Below are 23,357 nucleotides of genomic sequence, written 5' to 3' on the forward strand. Positions count from 1 at the left end.
AGGAGGGTGTAAGGGTGTGAGGGTGTAAGGGAAGAATTTAGTTTTACTCTTCCCCTATACCCCTATACCCCTATACCCCTATACCCCTATACATAATCAGCGCCTTTACCAAATTTCCATCAGCTAGCTTTGCCGCATCAGGAATGCTGCCAATGATATCAAAGCCTAAGGATTGCCATAGGGTGATTGAAGGTATATTAGTTTCAAAGACCAAATTGAACATCACTGCTTCGTAACCCAATTGGGATGCTAGGGAAAGCATGGATTCTCCCATGAATCTACCTATGCCCTGACCCCGCAATCCTGGTTGTACAATAAAACCAGCGTTGCAGATATGACTGCACCGTCCCGGAAAGTTTGGCTTGATATAAAATGACCCTAATATTTCTCGTGGTTTTTGTGTACCATTATTACCAGATAACCTAATAACAAAGGCATCTTGACTTAACCAGTAAGCTGCAAATTCTGGTTGTGATAATGGTTGTTTTTGTGGATAAGTTTTACCTTCATCAATGACGAAATTGAGTAGCGTTCTTACATCTTCGTATTCTTGAGGTTTTATATAATCTAATTCTACAGTTGAACCATTTTTTAGTACTTTATATAGAGGTAGATTCATCATTTATATTTTTGATATATCAATAATTACGTACATTTATTTTAGATGATATTTATTTAACCAAATATAGTTAATAGACAAAAAATAAACATTTATTAATTTAAGTAAAGTCTGAGTAGTTAACAAATGGCAATTTTACACGGTAGTTGGATATTAAATGAGCAGGATAGTTATTTATTTATTTGGGGGGAAACTTGGCGATCGCCACAGGTGAATTTTGATTTTGAGGAAATAGCCCTCAATCCCTTGGCGCTGTCTGCATCTGAGTTAAGTGAGTGGTTGCAGTCTCAACATCAGGCGATCGCTCAGTTGTTACCGCAACAAGCGGAAAAGCGAACCTCTAAAGTAGCAAGTTCTGCAAAAATTAATTTACCGATTCACTCACAAATAATTGCCCTGCCAACGGAAATTTCCCAACCTCGTAAAAAAGAAACCATTTTAATTTCTCCTGTGCATTCTGCTGCTTTAGCATCTGAGTCAGACTTTGAAGTTTATTTACAACCTTGGCGTGTAGAAGGTTTTTGTCTTCCCCCCAATGCTGCAATTAAATTTTTAACTTCTTTACCTCTAAACGTTACTAGCATAGAGAATGCTTTCTTAGGTGGAGATTTACGTTTTTGGTCACAAATTGCCCGTTGGAGTTTAGATTTAATTTCTAGGTCTAAGTTTCTCCCAATTATCCAACGACAAACTAATAATTCTGTAAGTGCTAAATGGCAAGTACTTTTAGATAGTGCTGTAGATGGAACTCGTTTAGAAAAGTTTGCCGCGAAGATGCCTTTGGTTTGTAGGACTTATCAGAGATTGGGGAATGGGGAATTATCTCCATCTCCTATATATATAGATTTTCCTAGTCAGCCACAGGAATTAATATTGGGTTTTCTCAATAGTGCGATAGATACGCAATTGCGGGAGATGGTGGGGAATCAGCCTGTGATGGAAACTCGGTTGATGGCATCTTTACCGTCGGCGGTACGACAGTGGTTGCAAGCGTTAAGTGGTGCATCTAATTCAGTTGATGCAGATGCGGTTGGTTTGGAACGGTTAGAAGCGGCACTCAAGGCTTGGACAATGCCGCTACAATATCAACTGGCTAGTAAAAATCAATTTCGGACTTGTTTTGAATTACGTTCTCCAGAACCAGGAGAAACTGAATGGACACTGGCGTATTTCCTGCAAGCAGCCGATGATCCAGAATTTTTAGTAGATGCGACGACTATTTGGCAACATCCTGTTGAACAGCTAATTTATCAACAGCGATCGATCCAAGAACCCCAGGAAACATTTTTGCGAGGTTTGGGTTTAGCTTCTCGATTGTATCCGGTCATTGCCCCCACTTTAGATACCGAATCACCCCAATTTTGTCATCTCAACCCCATGCAGGCTTATGAATTTATCAAGGCTGTGGCTTGGCGATTTGAAGATAGCGGTTTAGGGGTGATTTTACCTCCTAGTTTGGCGAACCGTGAAGGCTGGGCAAACCGCTTGGGTTTGAAAATCTCCGCCGAAACGCCGAAGAAAAAACCAGGACGCTTAGGATTGCAGAGTTTGCTTAATTTTCAATGGCACTTAGCGATTGGTGGGCAAACTATTTCTAAAGCGGAATTTGACAGATTGGTAGCTTTAAAAAGCCCGTTGGTAGAAATTAACGATGAATGGGTGGAGTTGCGTCCCCAAGATATCAAGACAGCCGAAGCCTTTTTCTCCGCGCGTAAAGACCAAATGGCCTTATCTTTAGAAGATGCTTTACGTCTAAGTAGTGGCGATACACAAGTAATTGAGAAATTACCCGTAGTCAGCTTTGAAGCCTCTGGCGCATTACAAGAATTGATTGGGGCGCTGACAAATAATCAAGCAGTTGCACCATTACCTACGCCGAAAAATTTCCAAGGAAAGTTGCGTCCTTATCAAGAAAGGGGTGCGGCTTGGTTAGCATTCCTCGAACGCTGGGGTTTAGGTGCTTGTCTCGCCGACGACATGGGACTGGGTAAATGTGTAGCGCCTAATACATTAGTTCATGTCAATGGGCTTTTACAGACAGCCGAAACTATTTGGACAAATCACGCAGGTACAGCCATATTTGATGGTGAAGGATTTTGGACAGAACCGACTGCGGAATTGTTGGTGAATTGTATAAATGAAGAGACTGGTAAAATTGTCCAGGCTCCTATTAGGCGATTGTATCGGCAGCAGATACGAGAGAAATTAAGAAAAATTACACTCCAAGATGGCAGCAGTGTAACTATCACCTATCGCCACAAACTGTTAATAAATCAGGGTTGGGCAAATAATTTACAGGTAGGTGATTACGTTTGTGTACCTGCTAAAATGATTTGGCATGGTCAACCGGAAGACCCTAATTTAATCAAGTTTTTGGCTTGGCAAATTGCCGAAGGCTATGAACTACTTGATAGAGGAACTGTCAAAATTACCCAAAAGGATACTAAATTATTAGACGAACTCAGAGAGACATTTCAATGTATAGGCGATCGCTACAATCTCAAAACTAACAACCCGCAAATTTATAGCCATCCAAACAGAGTTCCCTATCTACAAATTAATAGCCAAACTTATAGGCAATATTTAGAAAATAAAGGTTATGTTTGGGGTAAACTTTCAGCAGAAAAATCTATTCCGTCTTTTATCATGCAGGCTGATTTAGATAGTGTACGCCTATTTTTGCGTAACTATTTCGATGCCGAGTCTGCTGTAATTTTTAGTATGCGGAGTATTGAGATTGCCACAGCATCTCCCTTATTAATTGAGCAATTATCTACATTACTGCGACGTTTTGGTATTTGGTTGAGAACTTCACCCAAGCAAAAATCAGCTACCAATGGTAAGCGAATTTTCCGTACTTATTATATCGGTGTTATCGGTGGTAATTCTGCTAGAAGATTTTTGCAAGAAATTGGTTTTGGTAATGCACAAAAGCAGGCAAAGTTAGTAAAAATATGTCAGCACATCAATAATACTAATGTTGAAGGCATTCCAGCTAGTGATATTGTTGCTCAAACCATTAAAACCACAGGCTTGCCTTTGCGGCATTTAGGAATGCACAATACTGTTTATATTAACGGCTCACAGCAATTTTCAAGAGAGAGTTTGCAGAAAGTCGTAATCGGGATGGACAAGATAATTACTGGAAAAACCCAACAACATTATCAGCAACTCAAGGCCTCTAAATGGATAAGTCAAACTTTAACAGCTTATGAAAGTTTAGATGTAGAACAGTTAACTCTTACCAGAAACTCTTTAGAAAAGATGCTGGAGAAGGAGGTATTCTATTGCAAAGTTGAAAAAATCGAAGAAATTGATTACGAAGGCTGGGTTTACGACTTTGAAGTAGAAGAACATCACAACTTTGTCGCTAATAATATTATCTGCCATAACACAGTTCAATTTATCGCCTTTCTGCTGCACCTCAAAGAACAGGATGTATTAGAAAACCCGACTTTACTAGTGTGTCCTACTTCCGTTTTAGGTAACTGGGAACGAGAAGTGAGAAAATTTGCACCTACACTTAAAGTTCTCCAATATCATGGTGACAAACGTCCTAAAGGGAAAGCATTTCAAGAAGCTGTAAAAAAACATGATCTAGTTATCACAAGTTACTCATTAATTCATAGAGATGTCAAATCATTACAGGGTATTTCTTGGCAGATAATTGTTTTAGACGAAGCCCAAAATGTGAAGAATGCGGAAGCCAAACAATCACAAGCAGTCAGACAATTAGAAACAACATTTCGGATTGCTTTAACAGGTACACCAGTAGAAAATAGATTGCAGGAACTTTGGTCAATTCTAGATTTTCTCAATCCTGGTTACTTAGGTAATAAACAATTCTTTCAAAGACGCTTTGCTATGCCAATTGAAAAGTATGGTGATGCAGCATCTTTAAATCAATTGCGTGCTTTAGTGCAACCATTTATTCTGCGTCGTCTGAAAACAGACCGTGATATTATTCAAGACTTGCCCGATAAGCAAGAAATGACAGTATTTTGTGGTTTGACTGGAGAACAAGCTGCACTTTATCAAAAAGTGGTAGAAACATCTTTAGCAGAAATTGAATCGGCTGAAGGATTGCAACGCCGAGGGATGATTTTAGCTTTATTAATTAAACTCAAACAAATCTGCAATCATCCAGCGCAATATCTAAAAACAAATACCTTAGAACAATACAGTTCCGGAAAACTGCAACGGTTAGAAGAAATGTTAGAAGAGGTATTAGCTGAAAGCAATACTTATGGTGCTGCTGGTGCGGGACGTGCTTTAATTTTCACTCAATTTGCAGAATGGGGTAAGTTACTCAAACCACATTTAGAAAAACAATTAGGACAGGAAATATTTTTCTTATATGGTGGTACGAGCAAAAAGCAACGTGAAGAAATGATTGACCGTTTTCAACACGACCCCCAGGGGCCGCCAATTATGATTCTCTCTCTCAAAGCAGGTGGTGTAGGGTTGAACTTAACCAGGGCAAATCATGTATTTCATTTTGATAGATGGTGGAATCCAGCCGTAGAGAATCAAGCCACAGACCGCGTATTTCGCATTGGTCAAACTCGCAATGTACAGGTGCATAAATTTGTTTGCAACGGCACCTTAGAAGAAAAAATTCACGACATGATTGAAAGTAAAAAACAACTAGCGGAACAGGTCGTTGGTGCAGGCGAAGAGTGGTTAACGGAATTAGATACAGATCAACTCCGCAACTTATTGATACTTGATCGTAGTGCAGTAATTGATGAAGAAGCAGAGTAAAGCGGGTGAATTGATTTATCCCGTGTGGGTGTTATGGCTGTTGATTGTTGACTGTTGACGGAATTTAAAGCCTTTTATCTTAGCTTGATGTCCTAATCTATCTGGCTAAGGCTATATTTGCGAATTTATCTTTTTGGTTAAGCAACGCGATCGCCTCGGCAGATAGTTGTTTTCAATCGGGGTACAATACCATCATCATGAACGGTGATAAAATCGGCTCTTTTGCCTACCTCTAGACTACCGCGATCGCCAAATAAATTAATGGCTTTGGCTGGGTTACTAGTAAATAATTGCATTGCTTGGTAAATCGGCTTATCTGTCTTATGGGCAATAATAAAAATAGATTGTAGTAGGCTTTGAGGCACGTAATCAGAAGAAATCACATCCACTAAATTGTGTAAGACAAGTTCCATTGCGGAAACATTCCCAGAGTGAGAACCGCCAAGCACTAAATTCGGCGCACCCATCAAAACCTGTAATCCTAAGCTGTGTGCTGCTTTGGCGGCTTCTAAGGTCGTGGGGAACTCAGCTAACACTACGCCATCTTGCAAGGCTTCTTGGACGTGTTCGACTGTAGCATCATCATGACTCGCTAAAGAAATACCTTGAGTTTTGGCGAGTTCTACTAAAGCTATACGGTTTTTTTCTGCATATATTGCTTGTTTTTGCTGACGAACCAAAATAAACTCGTCCATTTGGTCAGGAGTCACACCATGTTTACCCATGTAATATTCTTTAAACTTATCCAAGCGGATAAACTGCCTTTGACCAGGAGTGTGATCCATCAGTGAAATCATGGATAACAGAGGATGATTTGTATACTCTGCTGTAATCTCATACACCTCCTCATAAGCCAGTTCACAGCGTAGATGAATCCGATGTTCCACACAAAAGCGTCCGGCGGCTTGTCCTTGGGAGATAACATCAATCATCGGTGCATAGTTAGTTAAGCGCGGAGAACCAGCCGCTACATCACCAATAGCGATCGCATCACAGACTGTTGTTACTCCCGCACTGGCTAAATCTCGGTCATGATAAACGGCCGCGGCTTCTAAAGGCCAGCGAATACCGGGACGCGGAGACATACAGCGTTCAAGATTATCGGTGTGTAATTCAATCAATCCTGGTAAAAGATAATCTCCTTCACCATTTTGACCATGAGTAAGAATTCCTGGCTGAATATCAGCAATTAATCCATCTCGGACTACCAAAGTACCCAGCAGTTCTTGATCTGGTAGTTGTAGACGGTAGTTAGTGTATATTTGCTCATTCATAAATACTGGGGACTGGGGATTGATGACTGTTGACTGATGACTGATGACTGGTGACTGATGACTGATGACTGATGACTGATGACTGATGACTGATGACTGGTAACTGATGACTGATGACTGGTAACTGGTGACTGATGACTGATGACTGATGACTGATGACTTATGACTGATGACTGGTAACTGGTAACTGGTAACTGGTGACACTTTGTTGGATCATTTGAAGAACAATCAACCGTCAACCGTCAACAGTTAACCATCAACTCTTAAAAATTAATTCACGGTTACAAAGTTGCGCTTTTACTTCTTCGTCGTGAAAAATGCCAATTAATGCACAACCTTGAGCTTTTTTCTCTTGTAGCAGTTCGATTACTACTTGGCGATTGGTCGAGTCTAGGGCTGAAGTTGGTTCATCTAGCAGCAAAATTGGATAATCAACTGCTAAAGCACGAGTAATATTTACCCGTTGCTTTTCGCCTCCAGAAAAAGTCGTGGGGGAAAGATGCCATAGTCGTTCTGAGAGGTTAAGGCGACGAAATAAGTCTTTAACTTTGTTATATGCAACATCTATATTTATTCCTAATTCCAACAATGGTTCTGCGGCAACTTCTAAGGCTGGTACTCTAGGAATTACTCTTAAAAATTGGCTGACATATCCAATAGTTTTCTGTCGTACTGCTAAAATTTCGTGGGGTACAAGTTGACACAAATCAAGCCAAGATTCCTCATGCTTCACCCACACAGAACCACTATCAACGCGATAGTTAGCATATAGACAGCGCATAAATGTAGATTTACCACTACCGGAAGCGCCAGAAAGAGCGACACATTCCCCAGTATTAACGCTCAAAGATACACCTTCTAGCACTGATAGATTAATGCCTCCTTGCTGATGCAAAATAAAACTTTTTCGCAAATTCTCAACTTGTAAAAGTGCTTGGCGAGGAAAGCTTACTGAATGATGATTAAGAGTTAATGATTGCATGGTTAAGAAGTATCAATAGTAATAGGACACAGATGACGAAGAATCACTTCATGGGGGTGTTAACAGTTGACGGTTAACAGTTAACAGTCAACAGTCAACAGTCAACTAATTAGGGCGTTAGTGCAGCACTAACTAATAGTTGAGTGTATGGATGTTGTGGATCATCAAGTACTTGATCAGTTAAACCTGATTCCACTACTTGTCCTTGTTGCATGACTAATAATCTGTGCGCCAACAGCCTGACTACGCCAATATCGTGGGTGACTATGATTACACTCAGGTGAAAATTGCGGACAAGCGATCGCAACAAATCCAATAACCGCGCTTGCACTGACACATCTAAACCTCCCGTCGGTTCGTCCATCAAAATCAATCGAGGACGCGTTACCAACACACGTGCAAGTTGTAATCTTTGCTGCATTCCTCCCGAAAATTGGGCTGGCAAATCATCTATCCGTGTCGGGTCAATTTCAACTTCTCGTAACCAGTGGGCAGCCTCATCCCGAATATTGCCATAGTGGCGCACCCCAATATCTAGCAAGCGTTCCCCTATATTCGCCCCCGCACTCACCCGTATTCGCAAACCATCACGGGGATTTTGCTGGACAAAACCCCATTCAGTTCGCATCAATAAACGCCGTTTAGCTTCCGCAAGTTGGAATATTTCTAAGTCTTCACCGCTACGACTAAGATAAGTAACATTACCGTGATCAACTGCAATGTGATCGGCTATTGCACCCAACAAAGTAGACTTACCAGAACCAGATTCTCCAACAATACCGAGAACCTGCCCAGGATAGAGATCAAAAGAAATGCGATCGCAAGCCTTAATCCCACCGTAAGATTTACTCAATTCGTGAACTTGTAAAAGAGGTTTAGTCATTAGTCATTGGTCATTAGTCATTAGTCATTGGTCATTGGTCATTGGTCATTAGTCAACCGTCACCAGTCATCAGTCATCAGTCAACCGTCAACCGTCACCAGTCATCAGTCATCAGTCATCAGTCAACCGTCACCCCTTCTCTCCTCCCATTACAAAAATCCGTATCTGAACAAATCCACATTCGCCCGCCTTGGTCGTCAATCACCACTTCATCCAAATAGCTTTCTGTAGAACCGCATAACTCACAGGCTTTATCCCATTTTTCTATAGTGAAGGGATGGTCTTTAAAATCCAGGCTTTTGACTTTGGTGTATGGTGGAATTGCATATATGCGTTTTTCTCTGCCTGCACCAAATAATTGCAATGCTGGACTCATATTCATTTTGGGATTATCAAAGCGAGGGATGGGGCTGGGACTCATCAAATAACGGTGATGCACCATGACCGGGTAGTCGTAGGATGTGGCAATGTGTCCATGTGTGGTGATGTCTTCGTAAAGTTTGACGTACATAGCCCCATATTCTTCTAAGGCGTGCATTTTGCCTGTCTCCACAGATGATGGTTCTAGCCAGCGCAAGGGTTCAGGGATTGGGACTTGGTAAACTAAAATCTGCCCGTCTTTGAGTGGTGTTTCGGGTATGCGGTGGCGAGTCTGAAGTAAAGTTGCTGCTTGTGTACTTTCTGTTGTTTTTACGCCACAGACTTTTTGGAAAAAGCGGCGAATATTAACGGCGTTTGTGGTGTCGTCTGCACCTTGGTCAATTACTTTCAAGACATCAGTTTGACCAATTACAGCAGCCGTAACCTGGATTCCACCAGTACCCCAGCCGTAAGACATGGGCATTTCTCTGGAAGAAAAAGGAATTTGATGTCCTGGAATAGCTACGGCTTTCAGCAAGGCGCGGCGAATGGAACGCTTTGTTTGTTCATCTAAGTAGGCGAAGTTAAAGCCTGTTTCTGGTGATGGGGGAGAAGTATTCATTTGACTGATGACGGTTGACTGATGGCTGTTGACCATTTTTTGAATTCAAAATTCTGTTAGGAAGAATAGAATAATTTTGAATTAATTAATTCTGGGTACAAGCCCCCACTCCTAAGTCTTCAATTTTGAATTTTGAATTTTGAATTTTGAATTCCCCGAAGGGGTTGACAGCTTATTTAAGGAGGCGGTTATAAATTGGGTGAAGTGATTTAAATCGGGTGTGTGGAGATTTGTGATTTTGGCTTTGTCGTCAAAAATTCTTAACTGTACAGCATCTTCGGCATATGGTTGTTGAATAAATTGGTTTGCTTGTTCTGCGGAAAATATGCCTCCTTGCAGTTCTAGGCTGAGTTTGGATGCGGCTGAGAGGTTTTCCCAATATTCGGGAATAACTGAGCAAAGATAGCGTTTGGCGACGACATGAAGCCTAATCGGTTCTGTGACGGCTGGACTGAACATCTGGCGTAATAAGGGTATGGCACGATGTTCATGGTGATCATCTATGCCTTGGCTGGCTGGATTATCACCTAAGTCATGGATTAAATGCCCTAAATCATGGAGTAGACAAGCGGTAATCAATTCATGGGTTTGGCCTGATGCTTCGGCGAGGCTAGCGCATTGTAAGGCGTGTTCTAGTTGACTAATAGCTTCCGCGCCGTATAATTGAGAACCTTTTTCGGTGAATAGGTTGATAATGTTTTCGATAGTGGGTTTCATAAATGACTGTTGGCTGTTGGCTGTTGACTGTTGACTGGGGTATTTATTTTTGAATTTTGAATTTTGAATTTTGAATTTTGAATTTTGAATTGTTAATGGGTTTGATATCTTGCAACTTCTTTTCCTGCTACATATACGGATGCTATCGCCGTAATTGCAGAAGGTAAGGAATTGTGAGGAGATATCAATAGGAAATCAGCGTCTAAACCTGGGGCGATTTTACCTTTGCGATCGCTTATCCCCGCCGCTTCTGCTGGTCGGCTGGAAACTAATGACCATGCTTGTTCAAAGGACATTAAGCCTAATTCTTGCAGCTTGAAGGGGGCGTAAAATAAGGAAGGGTAATGATAATCTGAGCAAAGACAATCAATAACGTTATGTTTCACAGCTTCAGCTACACTCATTAAGCCCAGGTGAGAACCGCCACGTACTAAGTTAGGCGCACCCATGAGGACGGCTGCACCATATTCACGAGATTGAGCTGCTAAGTCTACAGTTGCGGGAAATTCAGCGATCGCTACTCGCCGTTGTTGACTGAGTTTTACCTTCTCTGGGCTATCATCATCGTGGGATGCAAGGGGGATATTATATGTATGAGCTAAATCCACCAGTTCTTGTATTTGTCCATCTCCTTCATGTCGCTGTGCTGTAACTTGGGTGATTAATTCTTCAATCTCTTCTATGGACATGGATGATCTTTGCTTCACACTGTTGAGATAACGGTTCAATCTCCGGTGATTTCCTGGTGGTGGTAGGTGATCGTTGATAGATAAAAGATGCACTTGACCGGATACTATCCAATCACACAACTCTTGATGTTCTGCTATGTTTGCCTCTTCATGTCGAATATGAATCCGATGATTGCAATTTAAAACTTGTTTACCTGTCCCTAAGATGAAGTCAATTAAAGCACGAGCAGAATCTCGGCTACGTAATCCTGGTTCGTAAGAGTCGGTGATTGAACAGTAAAAAGTGGTGATACCCGATGCTAAGAGGTTGCGGTCATTATCAGCGATCGCTATTGGTAGAGGAAAGTTAACTCCAGGGCGTGGGCAAATCATTCGCTCAAAAGCATCGCCGTGTAAGTCAATAATTCCCGGCAACATTTGGAAGTTTTGAGCATTGATCAACTGATATCCGTCAGGAGTAATTGCTTGATCAATATTGGTAAATTGCCCATCTTCAATTAAAACTGTGGCATCATTAAGCCAACCATCGGGAGTTAATACATTTACTCCTTGAATAGCAATTTTTGTATTAGTTTGATGGTTGACTGTTGACTGTTGACTGTTGACTGTTGACTGTTGACTGTTGATGGTTGACTGTTGACTGTTGACTGTTGACTGTTGATTGTTGACTGATTCAATAAAAAATTTCATTCCTTCATAGGGGGCTTTTTTAGTTGCGGCTATCCTGGAATGTAAATCACCCACATGAAGTTCTAGTTTGTGGTAATCGGGGTCGAGAATATATATAGAATCGCCTTCACTTGTATTTTGTTTCCACTGTTTGATTCCTAATATTTTCAGGCGATCGCTATATTCTGGAAACTTATCTTTAGGGATACTAAAAGCAATATGGGTGTATTCATCTATAGGATTTGTGCGTGTGTTGGCATCTAAAGATAGACACAACCACAAATCACCCGCTAATAGATAAACACCTCTTTGCCATTGAGCGATCGCTTGACAACCTATAATTTCTGTATAAAATTTCAAAGATTTCTCCAAGTCGGAGACAGATAAAGTAATGTGGTTGATTCCTGTAATCATTCTGAAAGAGGGTGTAGGGGTATAAGGGTTTAGGGGTGTAGGGGTTGAAAATACTTAGACCTTACCAACGGGAGAATTTTCTTGATTTAAATTTTGATTTTCTAAAGGCTGAGATTCTTTCAACGTAATATTTGAATCTGGCGATTGATTATTTATTTGTTGTTGTCTAATCTTCCTCACTAGATTTAATTCGGATTGAAAGTCAATGTAGTGCGGGAGTTTGAGGTGTTGGACAAAACCTTGTGCTTCTACGTTGTCGGAATGGGAAAGGACAAACTCGACACTTTGGGCTGGGCCTTGAATTGTTTCCCCTAATTCCTCAGCACGCATCGCTCTATCTACCAGCGCCATTGACATGGCTTTACGTTCGTTGTAACCAAAGGTCAAACCATAGCCACGGGTAAATTGAGCAGGTAATTCTTTACTACCTTTAAACTGATTGACCATTTGCACTTCGGTGACAGTAATATCTGCGATCGCTATTTCAAATCCCAATTCTTCAGGGCAAATCACCACCTCTACTTCCCCCATGCGAATCTCACCCGCAAAAGGATGATTTCTGCCATAGCCTCGCTGTGTAGAATAAGCCAGAGATAGTAAAAAACCCTCATCTGCACGCGCTAGATTTTGCAGTCTCGCATCCCGTCCCGCCGGAAAGGTCAATGGTTGGCGAGTTATGTCAAAGGGTGGTTGATGGTTGACTGTTGACTGTTGACTGTTGATTGATGACTGGGAATTATTGCCAAATTCTTCCCCTACACCCCTACACCCCTGAACCCCTACACCCCTATACCCCTCTGCCTGCATCAATCCTTCTCGATCTAGAGTGTCAATTACACGGGGAACTGGTTCTGTAATTCCTTCTGCTTCTGGTGCTGTAGGAACTTGTCCTTCTGCAATCAACTTAAAGTCTAGTAGGCGGTGGATGTAGTCGAAGGTAGTCCCTAACCTTTGTCCTCCTGGTACATCTTTAAAAATGGCAGAAATGCGGCGCTGAAGCTGCATTTTACTGGTGTCTAGAGGCTGGCTGTAGTAAAAGCGGGGTAGTGTTGTACGATAGGCGCGTAATAAGAAAATCGCTTCGACTAAATCACCCCAAGATTGTTTAATAGCTAGGGCTGCTAACTCTCTATCATATAAACTACCCTCACACATTACCCGTTCTACTGCTAGGGTAAGTTGTTGTTCAATCTGGTCTAAGGTCAATTCGGGAATTGCAGGATCACCTCTGCGTCGGCTTTGCAAGAGTGCTTCTGCATTTTGAATTGCCTGTTCACCACCTTTTACTGCAACGTATGGCATATATTTTTTGTTGATGGTTGACGGTTGACTGGGGATTATCCAAAATTTTGGGTTGGTTGGAGTACGCATTTAAAACTCCAGCCATGCTGCTCGAAGCCTAGTGATTGATAGAATTGATGGGCGCGATCGCGTTTTAAATTGGAAGAGAGCATGACTTTATAGCACCCAGCATCAGCACTGAGTTTGAGCGCAGCTTTTACCATTTGGCTACCAATACCCTCTCCTCGCATTGAAGAAATTACTGTTACTGAATCTAGGACTGCAAATTTGTGATATCCCCGGTGCATCATCGTTGGTGCATAGAGGAGGCTAAAAGTGCCTACAGGTTGCTGATTTAAATAGGCAATATATATGTGGTAATTAGGAACTTGTGCGATTTCTGCGAAGATTTTTTCTAAATCATCGTTGGGTAAAGGTGGCTCACCATCCATATCAGCATATAGCTGATTTAATACAGACCAATCCTCATGAGTAGCAATACGAATCTCAAGAGCCATAGTACACCTCTGGTTTAGCGGTGCGTGGTAATCCCATGACTGCATTTTCTGTAAATAAAAATACATCTACGCCTTGTGGATAGGCTCGGTGATTCTGCATCCAGAAGTCCCAAAAATGGCGGGGAAGTTTAGGAGCGATCGCACATTGATCTAAAATTCCCGGCCCTGTCAACATCACAGGTTGTCCCATCTCGAAACTTTCCACCTGTACTAACAACGTTGTTGATGCTTCCGGTTTTTCTGCTGTCCCCCAGTTAAAAATGGATAATTCTGACAACACAGCCAAATCTTGAATTAAAGCAAAGTTTGCCTCCTCTGGGTACTCAGTAAAACGACAACCAGAATGGAACAACAACCAATCCCTCACTTGAGCATTAAAACTCGGCTGTAGCCAGATCACAACATCCAAATCCAGCAAAGTCAAACAAGCCGCGCCACAAACAGGCGTTAAACCCAGAGGTACACTCATCTCAGCACTGATTTGATAAGGTGTCCCAGGTCGAGCATGAGCATCCAGCAACCCTCGAAACGTCCTCTGAGCATCATGAATCGGATCTTGTAAACCAGGAAAAAAAGTAACCTTATTCATTAGTTATTAGTCATCAATCAACAGTCATCAGTCATCAGTCATCAGTCATCAGTCATCAATCAACAGCTATCTCCTATTCCCCCCTGACCATCGTGAAGAAATTAACCTGAGTAGCTGCTGCTTGACGCTGCTTAAGTTCTTGCTGCTGTTGATATTCTGCTTGTAAGGGTTGAATTACTTCAGCCTGAATTTGGTCATACCAATATGAGGTTTGTAGTAACGCATCACAAACAGCAGCTAGTTCTGCATGACGGTGCGATCGCCCTGCAACATACCCAAATCCAGCTAATGCTTCTTCTCCTTGATTCTCTAACTGCACAACACAGCGAGTCATGGTAATTTCTCCCAAGTTAAATGCCTCTCCTGTACCCCCAGCACGTCCTCGCACCATTGCTAGACCAATCTCTGGACAGCGTAAAAAGCTATATTTCGGCAAAGTACCTAATTTGTTTACCAGTTTTTCTAATAGCTCTAACTCGGCTTTAGCTAATGTTGCCATCCATGCTTGTCGCTGTATCACAGTAGGCATAAGTCAGTTTGCGGTATTTTGTTTTAAACTATTCTTAACTTGTCTAGACATCTAGATGTAAGTAGATTAACGCAATTCTCACAAGTTGACAATCTAATATTGATTAGATCATCCCACTCCTAAAAAGGCATAAGTTGACGGTTGACGGTTAACTGTGAACGGTCATCAGTCATCAGTTAACAGTCAACCGTCATCAGTCAACAGTCATCAGTCAACCCTATTTATTAATAATCGATACATGAACGAAATAATGCCAATTTATGTCCAGATTGCTGACAAACTAAGGCAAAACATTCATCAAGGGATTTATCAACTAGGGGAACAGCTACCAACGGAAACCAAGTTAGCAGAACAGTTTGCAGTCAATCGCCATACCCTCAGACAAGCGATCGCTCTTCTGAAAACTGAAGGATTGTTACGAGTTGACCGAGGACGGGGGACTTTTGTCGCAGCCAAAACCATCCGCTATGCTATTGGTAAGCGAGTACGTTACAACCAAACCCTGAAAACACAAGGTTTACAAGCAAAATTTCAACTGCTACGCGTTTTAGAAGTACTTGCGGATGATGCTGTTGCTAAAGGATTAGAGATTCCTTGTGGTGAGCCAGTAGCGTTAATTGAACGTTTAGGTTTAGCAGATGAAGAACCCATTAGTGTGGGTACAGGATATTTTCCTCTCAAGCGTTTCCCTGATTTTTTAGAGCCGAAAAATATCAAGTTTTTACGAGAACAGCAATCAATATCTCAGTTGTTACAGCAGGTCTATGGATGTGATCATATCCGCCGTAGTACCTGTGTTTCGGCTCGTCTAGTGCAACCTCAAGATGCAAAATGGCTACAAATACCCCTCAATCAACCCATCTTATTAGCCGAATCAGTCAACGTTGATCAAGCCGGTAACGTAATTGAATATGGTGTAACTCGACTGCGAGGCGATCGCATGGAGTTATTTTTTGAAAATAATTTAATTGATGACTGATGACTGATGATTGATGACTGATGACTGATGACTGGTGACTGATGATTGATGACTGGTGACTGGTGACTGGTGACTGATGACTGGTGACTGATGACTGGTGACTGATGACTGGTGACTGGTGACTGATGACTGGTGACTGATGACTGGTGACTGATGACTGGTGACTGATGACTGGTGACTGGTGATTGGTGACTGATGACTGATGACTGGTGACTGATGACTGGTGACTTTAAACACTTTTTTGGGTTAGTTTAACAATCAACTGTCAACCGTCAACCGTCAACCGTCAACCGTCAACCATCAACCGTCAACCGTCAACCGTCAACCGTCAACCATCAACCGTCAACCGTCAACCGTCAAGCATCAACAATTATGGAAACCTTCCAAAATTTGCGAGTTTATCAATTATCAGAAAATCTAGCCAATGAAATTTGGTTTATTGTGCAGAAATGGGATTACTTTGCAAAGGATACAATTGGAAAACAAATTGTCAAATCGGCAGACAGCATAGGTGCTAATATTGCAGAGGGAAATGGTCGTTATAATTTACAGGATAATCAAAGATTTATAAAAATAGCTAGAGATTCTTTAAACGAAACAAGACATTGGTTAAGACTTGCTTATAAGCGAAAACTTTTGACTCAAGAACAAATAGATAAGATTAAACCAATGATTAATGAATTATCACCTAAATTAAACGCTTATCTTAACTCCCTCAAAAAAAAGTCAGATAATATTTAACAGTCACCTGTCACCTGTCAACAGTCAACAGTCAACAGTCAACAGTCAACAGTCAACATTCAACCATAGAACTAAACCAACCACTCCCTAACCTTTGCCGAGAGTAAATCAATAACACCAGTAGTCACAACCAAAATAATGAGAATTGCACAGACTTTTTGGTATTCAAATGACCCAAAACTCTGATATAAGGAAACTCCGATACCACCAGCCCCGACTATTCCTAATACAGAAGCAGAACGCACATTTGATTCAAATCGATAGAGAGTGAAAGAAGTCCACAAAGGCATTACTTGGGGAATCACGCCATAAATAACTTCTTGAATATGACTTGCGCCAGTAGCTCTAATTCCTTCTACTGGGCCTGATTCAATTGATTCTACCGCTTCTGAGAAGAGCTTACCCAAAATGCCTGTAGTATGGACAAATAAAGCTAATACGCCAGCAAATGGCCCTAACCCTACAGCAACTACAAATATTAATGCAAAGACGATTTCATTAATAGCACGCATAGCATCTAAGACGCGGCGTGTTGGTTGTACAACCCATACTGGACACATATTATTAGATGCTAAGATAGATAGAGGGACAGCTGCGATCGCCGCCATTAAAGTTCCCCAAATTCCCATCGATATAGTGATTAGCGTTTCTGAAAAATAATATCTCCAATCGCTAAAGTCTGGCGGGAAATATGAACGTGTATATTCCGTCATATTGTCTCCCCGTTGCAGAAGTACAAGGAAATTTAACTCGCTTTGGTTATAAGCAAAAATCAATACAGCAGCAATTACTAAAAGAAACAAAACTTTTTTGGTATTCACAAGTTTTGCTTCTTGGTCTAGCATTGCTACTACGCTAGGTGATAAGTTACTAATTAATTTATTTTGCGATCGCACTTTTTTATACCTATAAATGTAAATTTATTCAATCTCTTTGAGTTGCTGATTTAGTTCTGCTATTTTTTGCTGTTTTTCTTGCGCGCTAAGATTTTCTTTGGCTTGAGTTTCTTGGATTTTTTTAGCAATTTCTAGTTCTCGAATTGTATGCCAATTTTTGTCTTCAGCCGGGACAAAACCAGAAATTTCAAATGGTGTTAAAACTTTTGCATCTTTATAGTTATAGAAAAAATTTTGCAATCTTTTTTTTATATCTGCTGGTAAATCCTGACGATAAACAATCGGATCACTAGGAATTAAAGGTGATTGCCAAATAATTTCAATCTTCTTTCTGGCTGTAGGGTTGGTTCTTTCCAAACGATTTAATGCTTCATTGCTGACAGTAGCTACATCTACCTGTTTATTTGCTACAGCCAGAGCGCAAGCTTCATGATTACCGGCAAAAATCAAGCGTTTAAAAGCTTTTTTTGGTTCAATATTATTTTTGGTAAAAATATAGTAACTGGGGACTAAAAACCCAGAAGTAGAATTGGGTTCATTAAAAGCAAAGGTAAGTTTAGCAGCATTCTGAATCACATATTTATCACCACCGACTGCTTTAGCTTCCGCCGTAATGGGATTATCTTTATTAGCAATTAAATGAGAATAGTAGCCTCTAGTTCCATCTGCACTTACAACCTGAGCAAAAGCTTCTGCATTAGCAACTCTCGCTGCTTCAATATAAGATTTACCACCTAACCAAGCTGCTTGAACTTTACCAAAACGCATAGCTTCTATAACTGCGGCATACTGTGTAACATAGAATGGTTTAATGGGGATACCAACTTCCTGAGACATAGCAGCAGCAAAAGGTTCCCAAATTGGTTTTTGATTATCTTGAGATTCTGTAGACAGAACACCAAAGTTAATTTCTTTAATTGCTGCGTTACTATCATTAACGTTGGAATTACAGGCTGAAAGTATCTTGGAGCTTGCTAAAGTTATGGTAAACAAAGAAGCCTGCTGAATAAATGTCCTTCTGTTCATAAACCTAGTTGTGGGATAAAGAGGTTTGTTAACTGTTGACTGTTGACTGTTGACTGCTAACAGTTAACCGTCAACAGTCAACACAAAAGAATAATTAACGTCCTTGAAGCGCACGTAGTTGACTATTGAGATTGTTCAACTTCTTCTTATCTGCATCGCTCAGACCAGTTTTGGATTGCAATTCTAAAACTTGTTTAGCAATATCTAATTCACGAATAGGATTCCAGGTTTTATCATTAGCCGGAACTAATGCTGACCACTGTAGAGGTTCGAGAATTTTTCTATCTTTAAAGTTGTAGAAGAAATTACGTAACTTCTTCTTAACATCTTCCGGTAAGTCCTTACGGTAAGCAATCGGGTCACTGGGAATAATGGGTGATGTCCAGATGATTTCAATCTTCTTGCGTGCTGAGGGATTGGTTTTTTCTAATCTCTCTAATGACTCGTTATTGTTTGTAGCTACATCTACCTGATTATTAGCGATCGCTAAGGCTGTTGCTTCATGGCTACCGGAAAAAATTAAGCGTTTAAATACTTTTTTGGGGTCAACCTTGTTTTTAGCGAAGATATAATAACTTGGTACTAAAAATCCAGAGGTTGAGTTAGGTTCGTTGAAAGCAAAAGTCAGCTTGGCAGAGTTTTGCAGCACATACTTGTCTCCCCCTTGTCTTTTAGCAGCTGCTGTGATTGGATTACTTTTATTAGCAATTAAGTGAGAGTAGTAGCCTTTCTTGCCATCAGTAGCAACTGTCTGAGCAAAGGCTTCTGCATTAGCAATTCTGGCAGCTTCGATATAGGATTTACCGCCATACCAAGCTATGTGTACTTGACCAAAACGCATGGCTTCAATTACCCCTGCGTATTGAGTAGCATAGAAGGCTCTAACGGGAATACCTATAGACTTTGATAAAGCGGCAATAAAAGGTTCCCACAAAGGTCTTTGATTAGCTTGAGATTCTGTAGAAATAATCCCAAAATTAAGTTCTTTAATAGGGGCAGCTTGTACTGGTTCAATCCAGTTATTGGCGGTACTGGAAATAGTTTTAGTTCCTATTAAAGATGCACCAAATAAAGCAGATCGCTCAATAAATAATCTTCTTTTCATAATTGATTCCTATGTTATATTTTTGAGGCTTAAATTTCTCAGATAAGTAGCCAAGAGTCATTGTTTTTTAAAAGCAGTGACGTGGAAATTGATGGAAATTACACGAGTAGTTCGCCATGTCCTCGCATTACCAGTTCTTCTGCTGCTGTACCGTAAATTTCATTGAGTTTTTTGTCATCTAGTTCCAAAGTTGCACCATCAAACATCACTTCTCCATCTTTAAGAGCGATCGCCCGGTCAAAGTAACTACGCACCATCTGAATCTGATGTAGAGAAGCAACTACGGTAATTCCACTTTGGCGATTTAACTGCACAAGTAACTCCATGACTTTCCGCGCTGACTCAGGATCTAAAGACGCAATTGGTTCATCAGCCAGGATGATTTTCGCTCCTTGCACCAAACAACGGGCGATCGCCACTCGTTGCTGTTGTCCTCCAGACAGCTTAGATGCCCGTTTGTAAGCGTGTTCAATAATACCTACTCTCTCTAACGCAGCAAGTGCTTGGGCTTTTTCTTCTTTAGAAAATAAACGTAATATTGAGCGCAAAATAGATAATCTTGCTAAGTTACCAACAAGAACATTTTCGATGACTGTTAACCGATTGACTAAATTAAACTGTTGGAATATACAGCCCATCTGGCTTCGTAAAGATGTAATTTTCGAGTGTACTTTTCCTTTACTTTGTAAGACTGTACCAAAAATATAAACTGTTCCAGCATCTCCAATATGCAGGCCGTTGATGTGCCGCAAAAGTGTAGATTTGCCTGAGCCAGATGCACCTATAAGGGCAACCATTTCTCCCTCATTGATGGAGCAGTATACATTTTTAAGTGCTGTCTTACCTTTGAAACTCTTGGAGAGATTACTAACTTCTATAGCCACGGTAGTTGTCATTTTTTGACATTTATATGTCTCTGCTCAAAATTAATACTATTAATTGGTTAATAACCAATTAAGAAAATACTAAATTATAGATTAATTACTTACTTATCAGCCTAATGAATGAGGTGATTACAAATATACTTATGTACAATAAGCTGTTACGCATTTAAATTGTATATTTCGCACTCAGGTTGTCAAAAGTCCAAAGTCCACAGTCCAAGCTAGCCTTTGACTCTGGACTCTTGACTATGGACAGCCCTGACGCAAAAATATTTGATTTGGGTGCGTATCACCTTATTGATTTTTATGGCATCAAAATTAATACACATATTTTAATTAAGTTTAAATTAACAAGAGACTAATTTTTAATAAAAAAGAATTTAATTAATGATTAAAAAATAAATATAAGTCCTACTACTTAGGGAATTTCAAGTAAAAGAATATTCCATCGAAATTTTTGACGGTTGACAGTCAACAGTCAACAAACTTAAGCAGATGAATTTATCGGAAAAAGCTAGGTACCCTACGGGAAGGCTGCGCCAACAAAACCTCGCCCCTGGTGGAAGTTCGCGGTAGCGTCTCGTCAGAGAAAAAATTCTTATCTCACAAGGTAGGTAGAAACCCCAACGCCAGTTCTCTCAAGTCGGGAAACCCGCCCACGAGACTGGCTTCCCCTTGTGGGTGGCTGTCTTTAATTTTGAATTTTGAATTGATTTATTGTTTGGAGTTCTTTTACAGAAAATCTTTAATAACTAATGAGCCATTTAATTAAGAATAGGTAAATAAATGACAATTGTTTTTATTTCAAGACAATCTCTGGTGTGTGGTGAGTAATTATGCTTTGATATTGTTTAAGTTAATTTAAAAAATCTTTCTTCCAGATAATTAACTTTTTCTTGTCAAATATTCACTTTTTTGGCAATTGAATATTAAATTCACAGCTTGATTAGTAATACCAATTCTCTATGAAGTTACACCAAATAAATGATGTAGAGACGTTCTATGTAACACCTCTACAGTCCAGAACAAAGGACATCTTCATTAAGAAACGGTATAAATCTATTTTGCTAACGGCAATCAATGTGAAAAAAATTATTTTCGCCAGTTTCTACCAGGTGTGAGGATACATTTATGCAAAAGTTTTGGGTAAATACTTTGTTATTTAGTCCAGCAATTTTGGGCTTATTCATAGTTGCAACACCAGTTATGAGTTCTGAAGTGCTTGTAACCCAGGAACCGAAAATCAATCAACCATCCAGTTTTAGTAGTGCTGAGACTATCGGACAAGTAACTTCAGTTTCACAGCTTTCTGATGTCAAACCAACAGACTGGGCTTTTCAGGCTTTGCAATCCCTGGTGGAAAGATACGGTTGTATAGCAGGCTATCCTAACCAAACTTTTCGTGGTAATCGTGCTTTGACTCGTTATGAGTTTGCGGCTGGTTTAAATGCTTGTTTAGATCAGATCAATCAACTTATAGCTACTAGCACTGCTGAACTGGTCAACAAAGAAGACCTAGCAACACTGCAAAAGCTACAAGAAGAATATGTATCTGAATTGCAAACTGTTCGAGGTCAAGTAGATGCTCTAGAAGCTCGTACTGTTACTTTAGAATCACAACAATTCTCCACAACTACTAAACTGCGAGGAGAAGCTATTTTCGCATTGGCTAGTGTATTTGGTTCTGATAGAGCAATTAACACCGATGCTGAAAATCGTGGCGCTAGCAGAGCGAATCTTGATGAAAATGTGATTTTTGGCGATCGCGTCCGATTGAACTTTGACACTAGCTTCACTGGTAAAGACCGCCTCAGGGTTAGGTTACAAGGAAGAAATATTACTTCATTCAATACAGCTGTCACTGGGACTAACCAAACTCGCTTAGGGTTTGATGGTAATGAATCCAATAATGTCAGCGTATCGGCTTTGTTTTACCGTTTCCCTGTGGGCGAATCCACAATGATTAGCCTAGCAACTGAAGGGTTGGAATATATTGATGAAGTACCCGGACTCAGCCGCAACTTTGACTCTAGTGGTTCAGGTGCGCTATCTCGTTTTGGGCGTTATAACCCAATTTATCGGGCTACAGAAGGGCCGGGTATCATCGTTAGTCACAAGTTCAATGATGCTTTGAGCTTAACTGCTGGTTACGTTGTTCCATCAGGTATTGGTAATGACCCTAGTAACGGTAGAGGTATTTTTAATGGTAGTTACTCTGCATTAGGTCAACTCACCTTCCAACCAACCTCAGAATTGAGTTTGGCTTTCACGTATGTCAACGCCTATTACACCGAAGGTAGTGGAGTTACAGGTAGCACTGGTACTGGCTTTGCTAATAACCCATTTAATGGTGCGCGAACTTCTGTCAATAACTACAGTGTCACTGCCAATTACAAACTTAGTCCTAACTTTACTGTCACAGCTTGGGGTAGCTACGCCAATGCCCAAGCTGAGAACACAACTGTTGCTAGGAGTGACGCAGACATTTGGAATTGGGCTGTGCAGCTAGGATTTCCTGATTTGGGTAGAGAAGGAAATTTTGGTGGCCTTGTGTTTGGTGCGCCGCCTTACGTTGCTAACAATCAATTCGTCAGTGGTAATAATCGCCGTCAAGACGATGATACCTCCTATCATTTAGAGGCTTTTTATAGATATAAGCTGAATGACAACATTGCTATTACCCCAGGAGTTATCACTATTTTTAACCCTGAAGGTAACAGCAGCAACCCTAATATCTATGTGGGAGTAGTGCGTACTACTTTTAGTTTCTAACGAATTTGCTGAAATATAGCCGTAGCCAGATAGATTAGGACATC

The 23,357-nt window shown here is 40.6% G+C and carries 20 protein-coding genes and 1 pseudogene; 4 read left to right on the top strand and 17 right to left on the bottom strand.

Going from position 1 to position 23,357, the window contains the following annotated elements:
- Nucleotides 1-70: 70 nt before the first annotated feature.
- On the bottom strand, nt 71-619 hold the full coding sequence (locus tag H6G14_RS08210; RefSeq protein ID WP_190566759.1) for a GNAT family N-acetyltransferase: 549 nt from the start codon (nt 617-619) through the stop codon (nt 71-73).
- A gap of 126 nt (nt 620-745) precedes the next feature.
- Here H6G14_RS08210 and H6G14_RS08215 point away from each other — a divergent pair, with 126 nt between their 5' ends.
- Nucleotides 746-5,383 (top strand): SNF2-related protein, encoded by a 4,638-nt coding sequence (locus tag H6G14_RS08215; RefSeq protein WP_190566690.1) that lies wholly within the window; start codon nt 746-748, stop codon nt 5,381-5,383.
- 137 nt (nt 5,384-5,520) lie between these two features.
- Here the strand turns inward: H6G14_RS08215 and phnM are convergent, their stop codons facing one another.
- From phnM to phnG, 11 genes and pseudogenes are all read right to left on the bottom strand, one after another.
- The gene (phnM, locus tag H6G14_RS08220) at nt 5,521-6,657 is read right to left on the bottom strand and encodes a phosphonate metabolism protein PhnM (protein ID WP_190566761.1); all 1,137 of its coding nucleotides are present in this window, start codon (nt 6,655-6,657) and stop codon (nt 5,521-5,523) included.
- Nucleotides 6,658-6,913: 256 nt separating this feature from the next.
- Nucleotides 6,914-7,639, bottom strand: coding sequence for a phosphonate C-P lyase system protein PhnL (phnL, locus tag H6G14_RS08225; protein ID WP_190566692.1), 726 nt, complete (start codon nt 7,637-7,639; stop codon nt 6,914-6,916).
- Between the two features lie 109 nt (nt 7,640-7,748).
- Nucleotides 7,749-8,522 (bottom strand): phosphonate C-P lyase system protein PhnK, encoded by a 774-nt coding sequence (phnK, locus tag H6G14_RS08230; protein WP_190566694.1) that lies wholly within the window; start codon nt 8,520-8,522, stop codon nt 7,749-7,751.
- A gap of 118 nt (nt 8,523-8,640) precedes the next feature.
- Nucleotides 8,641-9,504: an alpha-D-ribose 1-methylphosphonate 5-phosphate C-P-lyase PhnJ gene (locus H6G14_RS08235; RefSeq protein ID WP_190566763.1), complete on the bottom strand. Its 864-nt coding sequence runs from the start codon at nt 9,502-9,504 to the stop codon at nt 8,641-8,643.
- A 111-nt stretch (nt 9,505-9,615) separates the two neighbouring features.
- Nucleotides 9,616-10,221, bottom strand: a complete 606-nt coding sequence (locus tag H6G14_RS08240) for a phosphonate degradation HD-domain oxygenase (RefSeq protein ID WP_190566696.1) — start codon at nt 10,219-10,221, stop codon at nt 9,616-9,618.
- Nucleotides 10,222-10,313: 92 nt separating this feature from the next.
- A complete protein-coding gene (locus H6G14_RS08245) occupies nt 10,314-11,600 on the bottom strand; it encodes an alpha-D-ribose 1-methylphosphonate 5-triphosphate diphosphatase (protein WP_242053381.1) in 1,287 nt (428 codons plus the stop codon).
- Nucleotides 11,592-11,993 (bottom strand): annotated as a pseudogene (locus tag H6G14_RS34320) (fosfomycin resistance glutathione transferase); the annotation flags it as partial. The pseudogene H6G14_RS34320 and the gene H6G14_RS08245, both read right to left, overlap by 9 nt.
- Nucleotides 11,994-12,047: 54 nt before the next feature.
- Nucleotides 12,048-13,295 (bottom strand): carbon-phosphorus lyase complex subunit, encoded by a 1,248-nt coding sequence (locus tag H6G14_RS08250; protein ID WP_190566765.1) that lies wholly within the window; start codon nt 13,293-13,295, stop codon nt 12,048-12,050.
- Nucleotides 13,296-13,330: 35 nt separating this feature from the next.
- Complete coding sequence (locus H6G14_RS08255) at nt 13,331-13,792, bottom strand: GNAT family N-acetyltransferase (RefSeq protein ID WP_190566700.1); 462 nt, start codon at nt 13,790-13,792, stop codon at nt 13,331-13,333.
- Entirely contained in the window at nt 13,782-14,381 is a 600-nt protein-coding gene (gene phnH / locus H6G14_RS08260; protein ID WP_190566702.1) for a phosphonate C-P lyase system protein PhnH, read from the bottom strand. The genes H6G14_RS08255 and phnH overlap by 11 nt, the downstream gene beginning before the upstream one ends.
- Nucleotides 14,382-14,454: 73 nt before the next feature.
- A complete protein-coding gene (phnG, locus tag H6G14_RS08265) occupies nt 14,455-14,910 on the bottom strand; it encodes a phosphonate C-P lyase system protein PhnG (protein ID WP_190566704.1) in 456 nt (151 codons plus the stop codon).
- Between the two features lie 154 nt (nt 14,911-15,064).
- On the opposite strand from phnG, the gene phnF reads away from it, so the two are divergent.
- The gene (gene phnF / locus H6G14_RS08270) at nt 15,065-15,889 is read left to right on the top strand and encodes a phosphonate metabolism transcriptional regulator PhnF (RefSeq protein WP_338421184.1); all 825 of its coding nucleotides are present in this window, start codon (nt 15,065-15,067) and stop codon (nt 15,887-15,889) included.
- Here the strand turns inward: phnF and H6G14_RS08275 are convergent.
- Complete coding sequence (locus H6G14_RS08275; RefSeq protein WP_190566706.1) at nt 15,875-16,126, bottom strand: hypothetical protein; 252 nt, start codon at nt 16,124-16,126, stop codon at nt 15,875-15,877. The two genes, phnF and H6G14_RS08275, sit on opposite strands and share 15 nt — an antisense overlap.
- Nucleotides 16,127-16,261: 135 nt before the next feature.
- On the opposite strand from H6G14_RS08275, the gene H6G14_RS08280 reads away from it, so the two are divergent.
- Nucleotides 16,262-16,630, top strand: a complete 369-nt coding sequence (locus H6G14_RS08280; protein ID WP_190566708.1) for a four helix bundle protein — start codon at nt 16,262-16,264, stop codon at nt 16,628-16,630.
- Nucleotides 16,631-16,701: 71 nt separating this feature from the next.
- Here the strand turns inward: H6G14_RS08280 and phnE are convergent, their stop codons facing one another.
- The 4 genes from phnE to phnC all read right to left on the bottom strand — a co-directional run bounded on the left by phnE (nt 16,702) and on the right by phnC (nt 20,553).
- Nucleotides 16,702-17,475, bottom strand: a complete 774-nt coding sequence (gene phnE / locus H6G14_RS08285; protein WP_199326090.1) for a phosphonate ABC transporter, permease protein PhnE — start codon at nt 17,473-17,475, stop codon at nt 16,702-16,704.
- A 75-nt stretch (nt 17,476-17,550) separates the two neighbouring features.
- Nucleotides 17,551-18,552 carry a phosphonate ABC transporter substrate-binding protein gene (gene phnD, locus H6G14_RS08290; protein ID WP_190566712.1) on the bottom strand — a complete coding sequence of 334 codons (1,002 nt, stop codon included), beginning with the start codon at nt 18,550-18,552 and terminating at the stop codon, nt 17,551-17,553.
- Between the two features lie 94 nt (nt 18,553-18,646).
- Nucleotides 18,647-19,657: a phosphonate ABC transporter substrate-binding protein gene (gene phnD / locus H6G14_RS08295; RefSeq protein WP_190566714.1), complete on the bottom strand. Its 1,011-nt coding sequence runs from the start codon at nt 19,655-19,657 to the stop codon at nt 18,647-18,649.
- A gap of 98 nt (nt 19,658-19,755) precedes the next feature.
- A complete protein-coding gene (gene phnC, locus H6G14_RS08300) occupies nt 19,756-20,553 on the bottom strand; it encodes a phosphonate ABC transporter ATP-binding protein (RefSeq protein WP_190566716.1) in 798 nt (265 codons plus the stop codon).
- A 1,119-nt stretch (nt 20,554-21,672) separates the two neighbouring features.
- On the opposite strand from phnC, the gene H6G14_RS08305 reads away from it, so the two are divergent.
- A complete protein-coding gene (locus H6G14_RS08305) occupies nt 21,673-23,313 on the top strand; it encodes an iron uptake porin (RefSeq protein WP_190566718.1) in 1,641 nt (546 codons plus the stop codon).
- The last annotated feature ends 44 nt before the right edge of the window (nt 23,314-23,357 follow it).

Origin of the sequence: Nostoc parmelioides FACHB-3921, from assembly GCF_014696625.1 — a bacterium.
Lineage (GTDB): Bacteria > Cyanobacteriota > Cyanobacteriia > Cyanobacteriales > Nostocaceae > Trichormus > Trichormus parmelioides.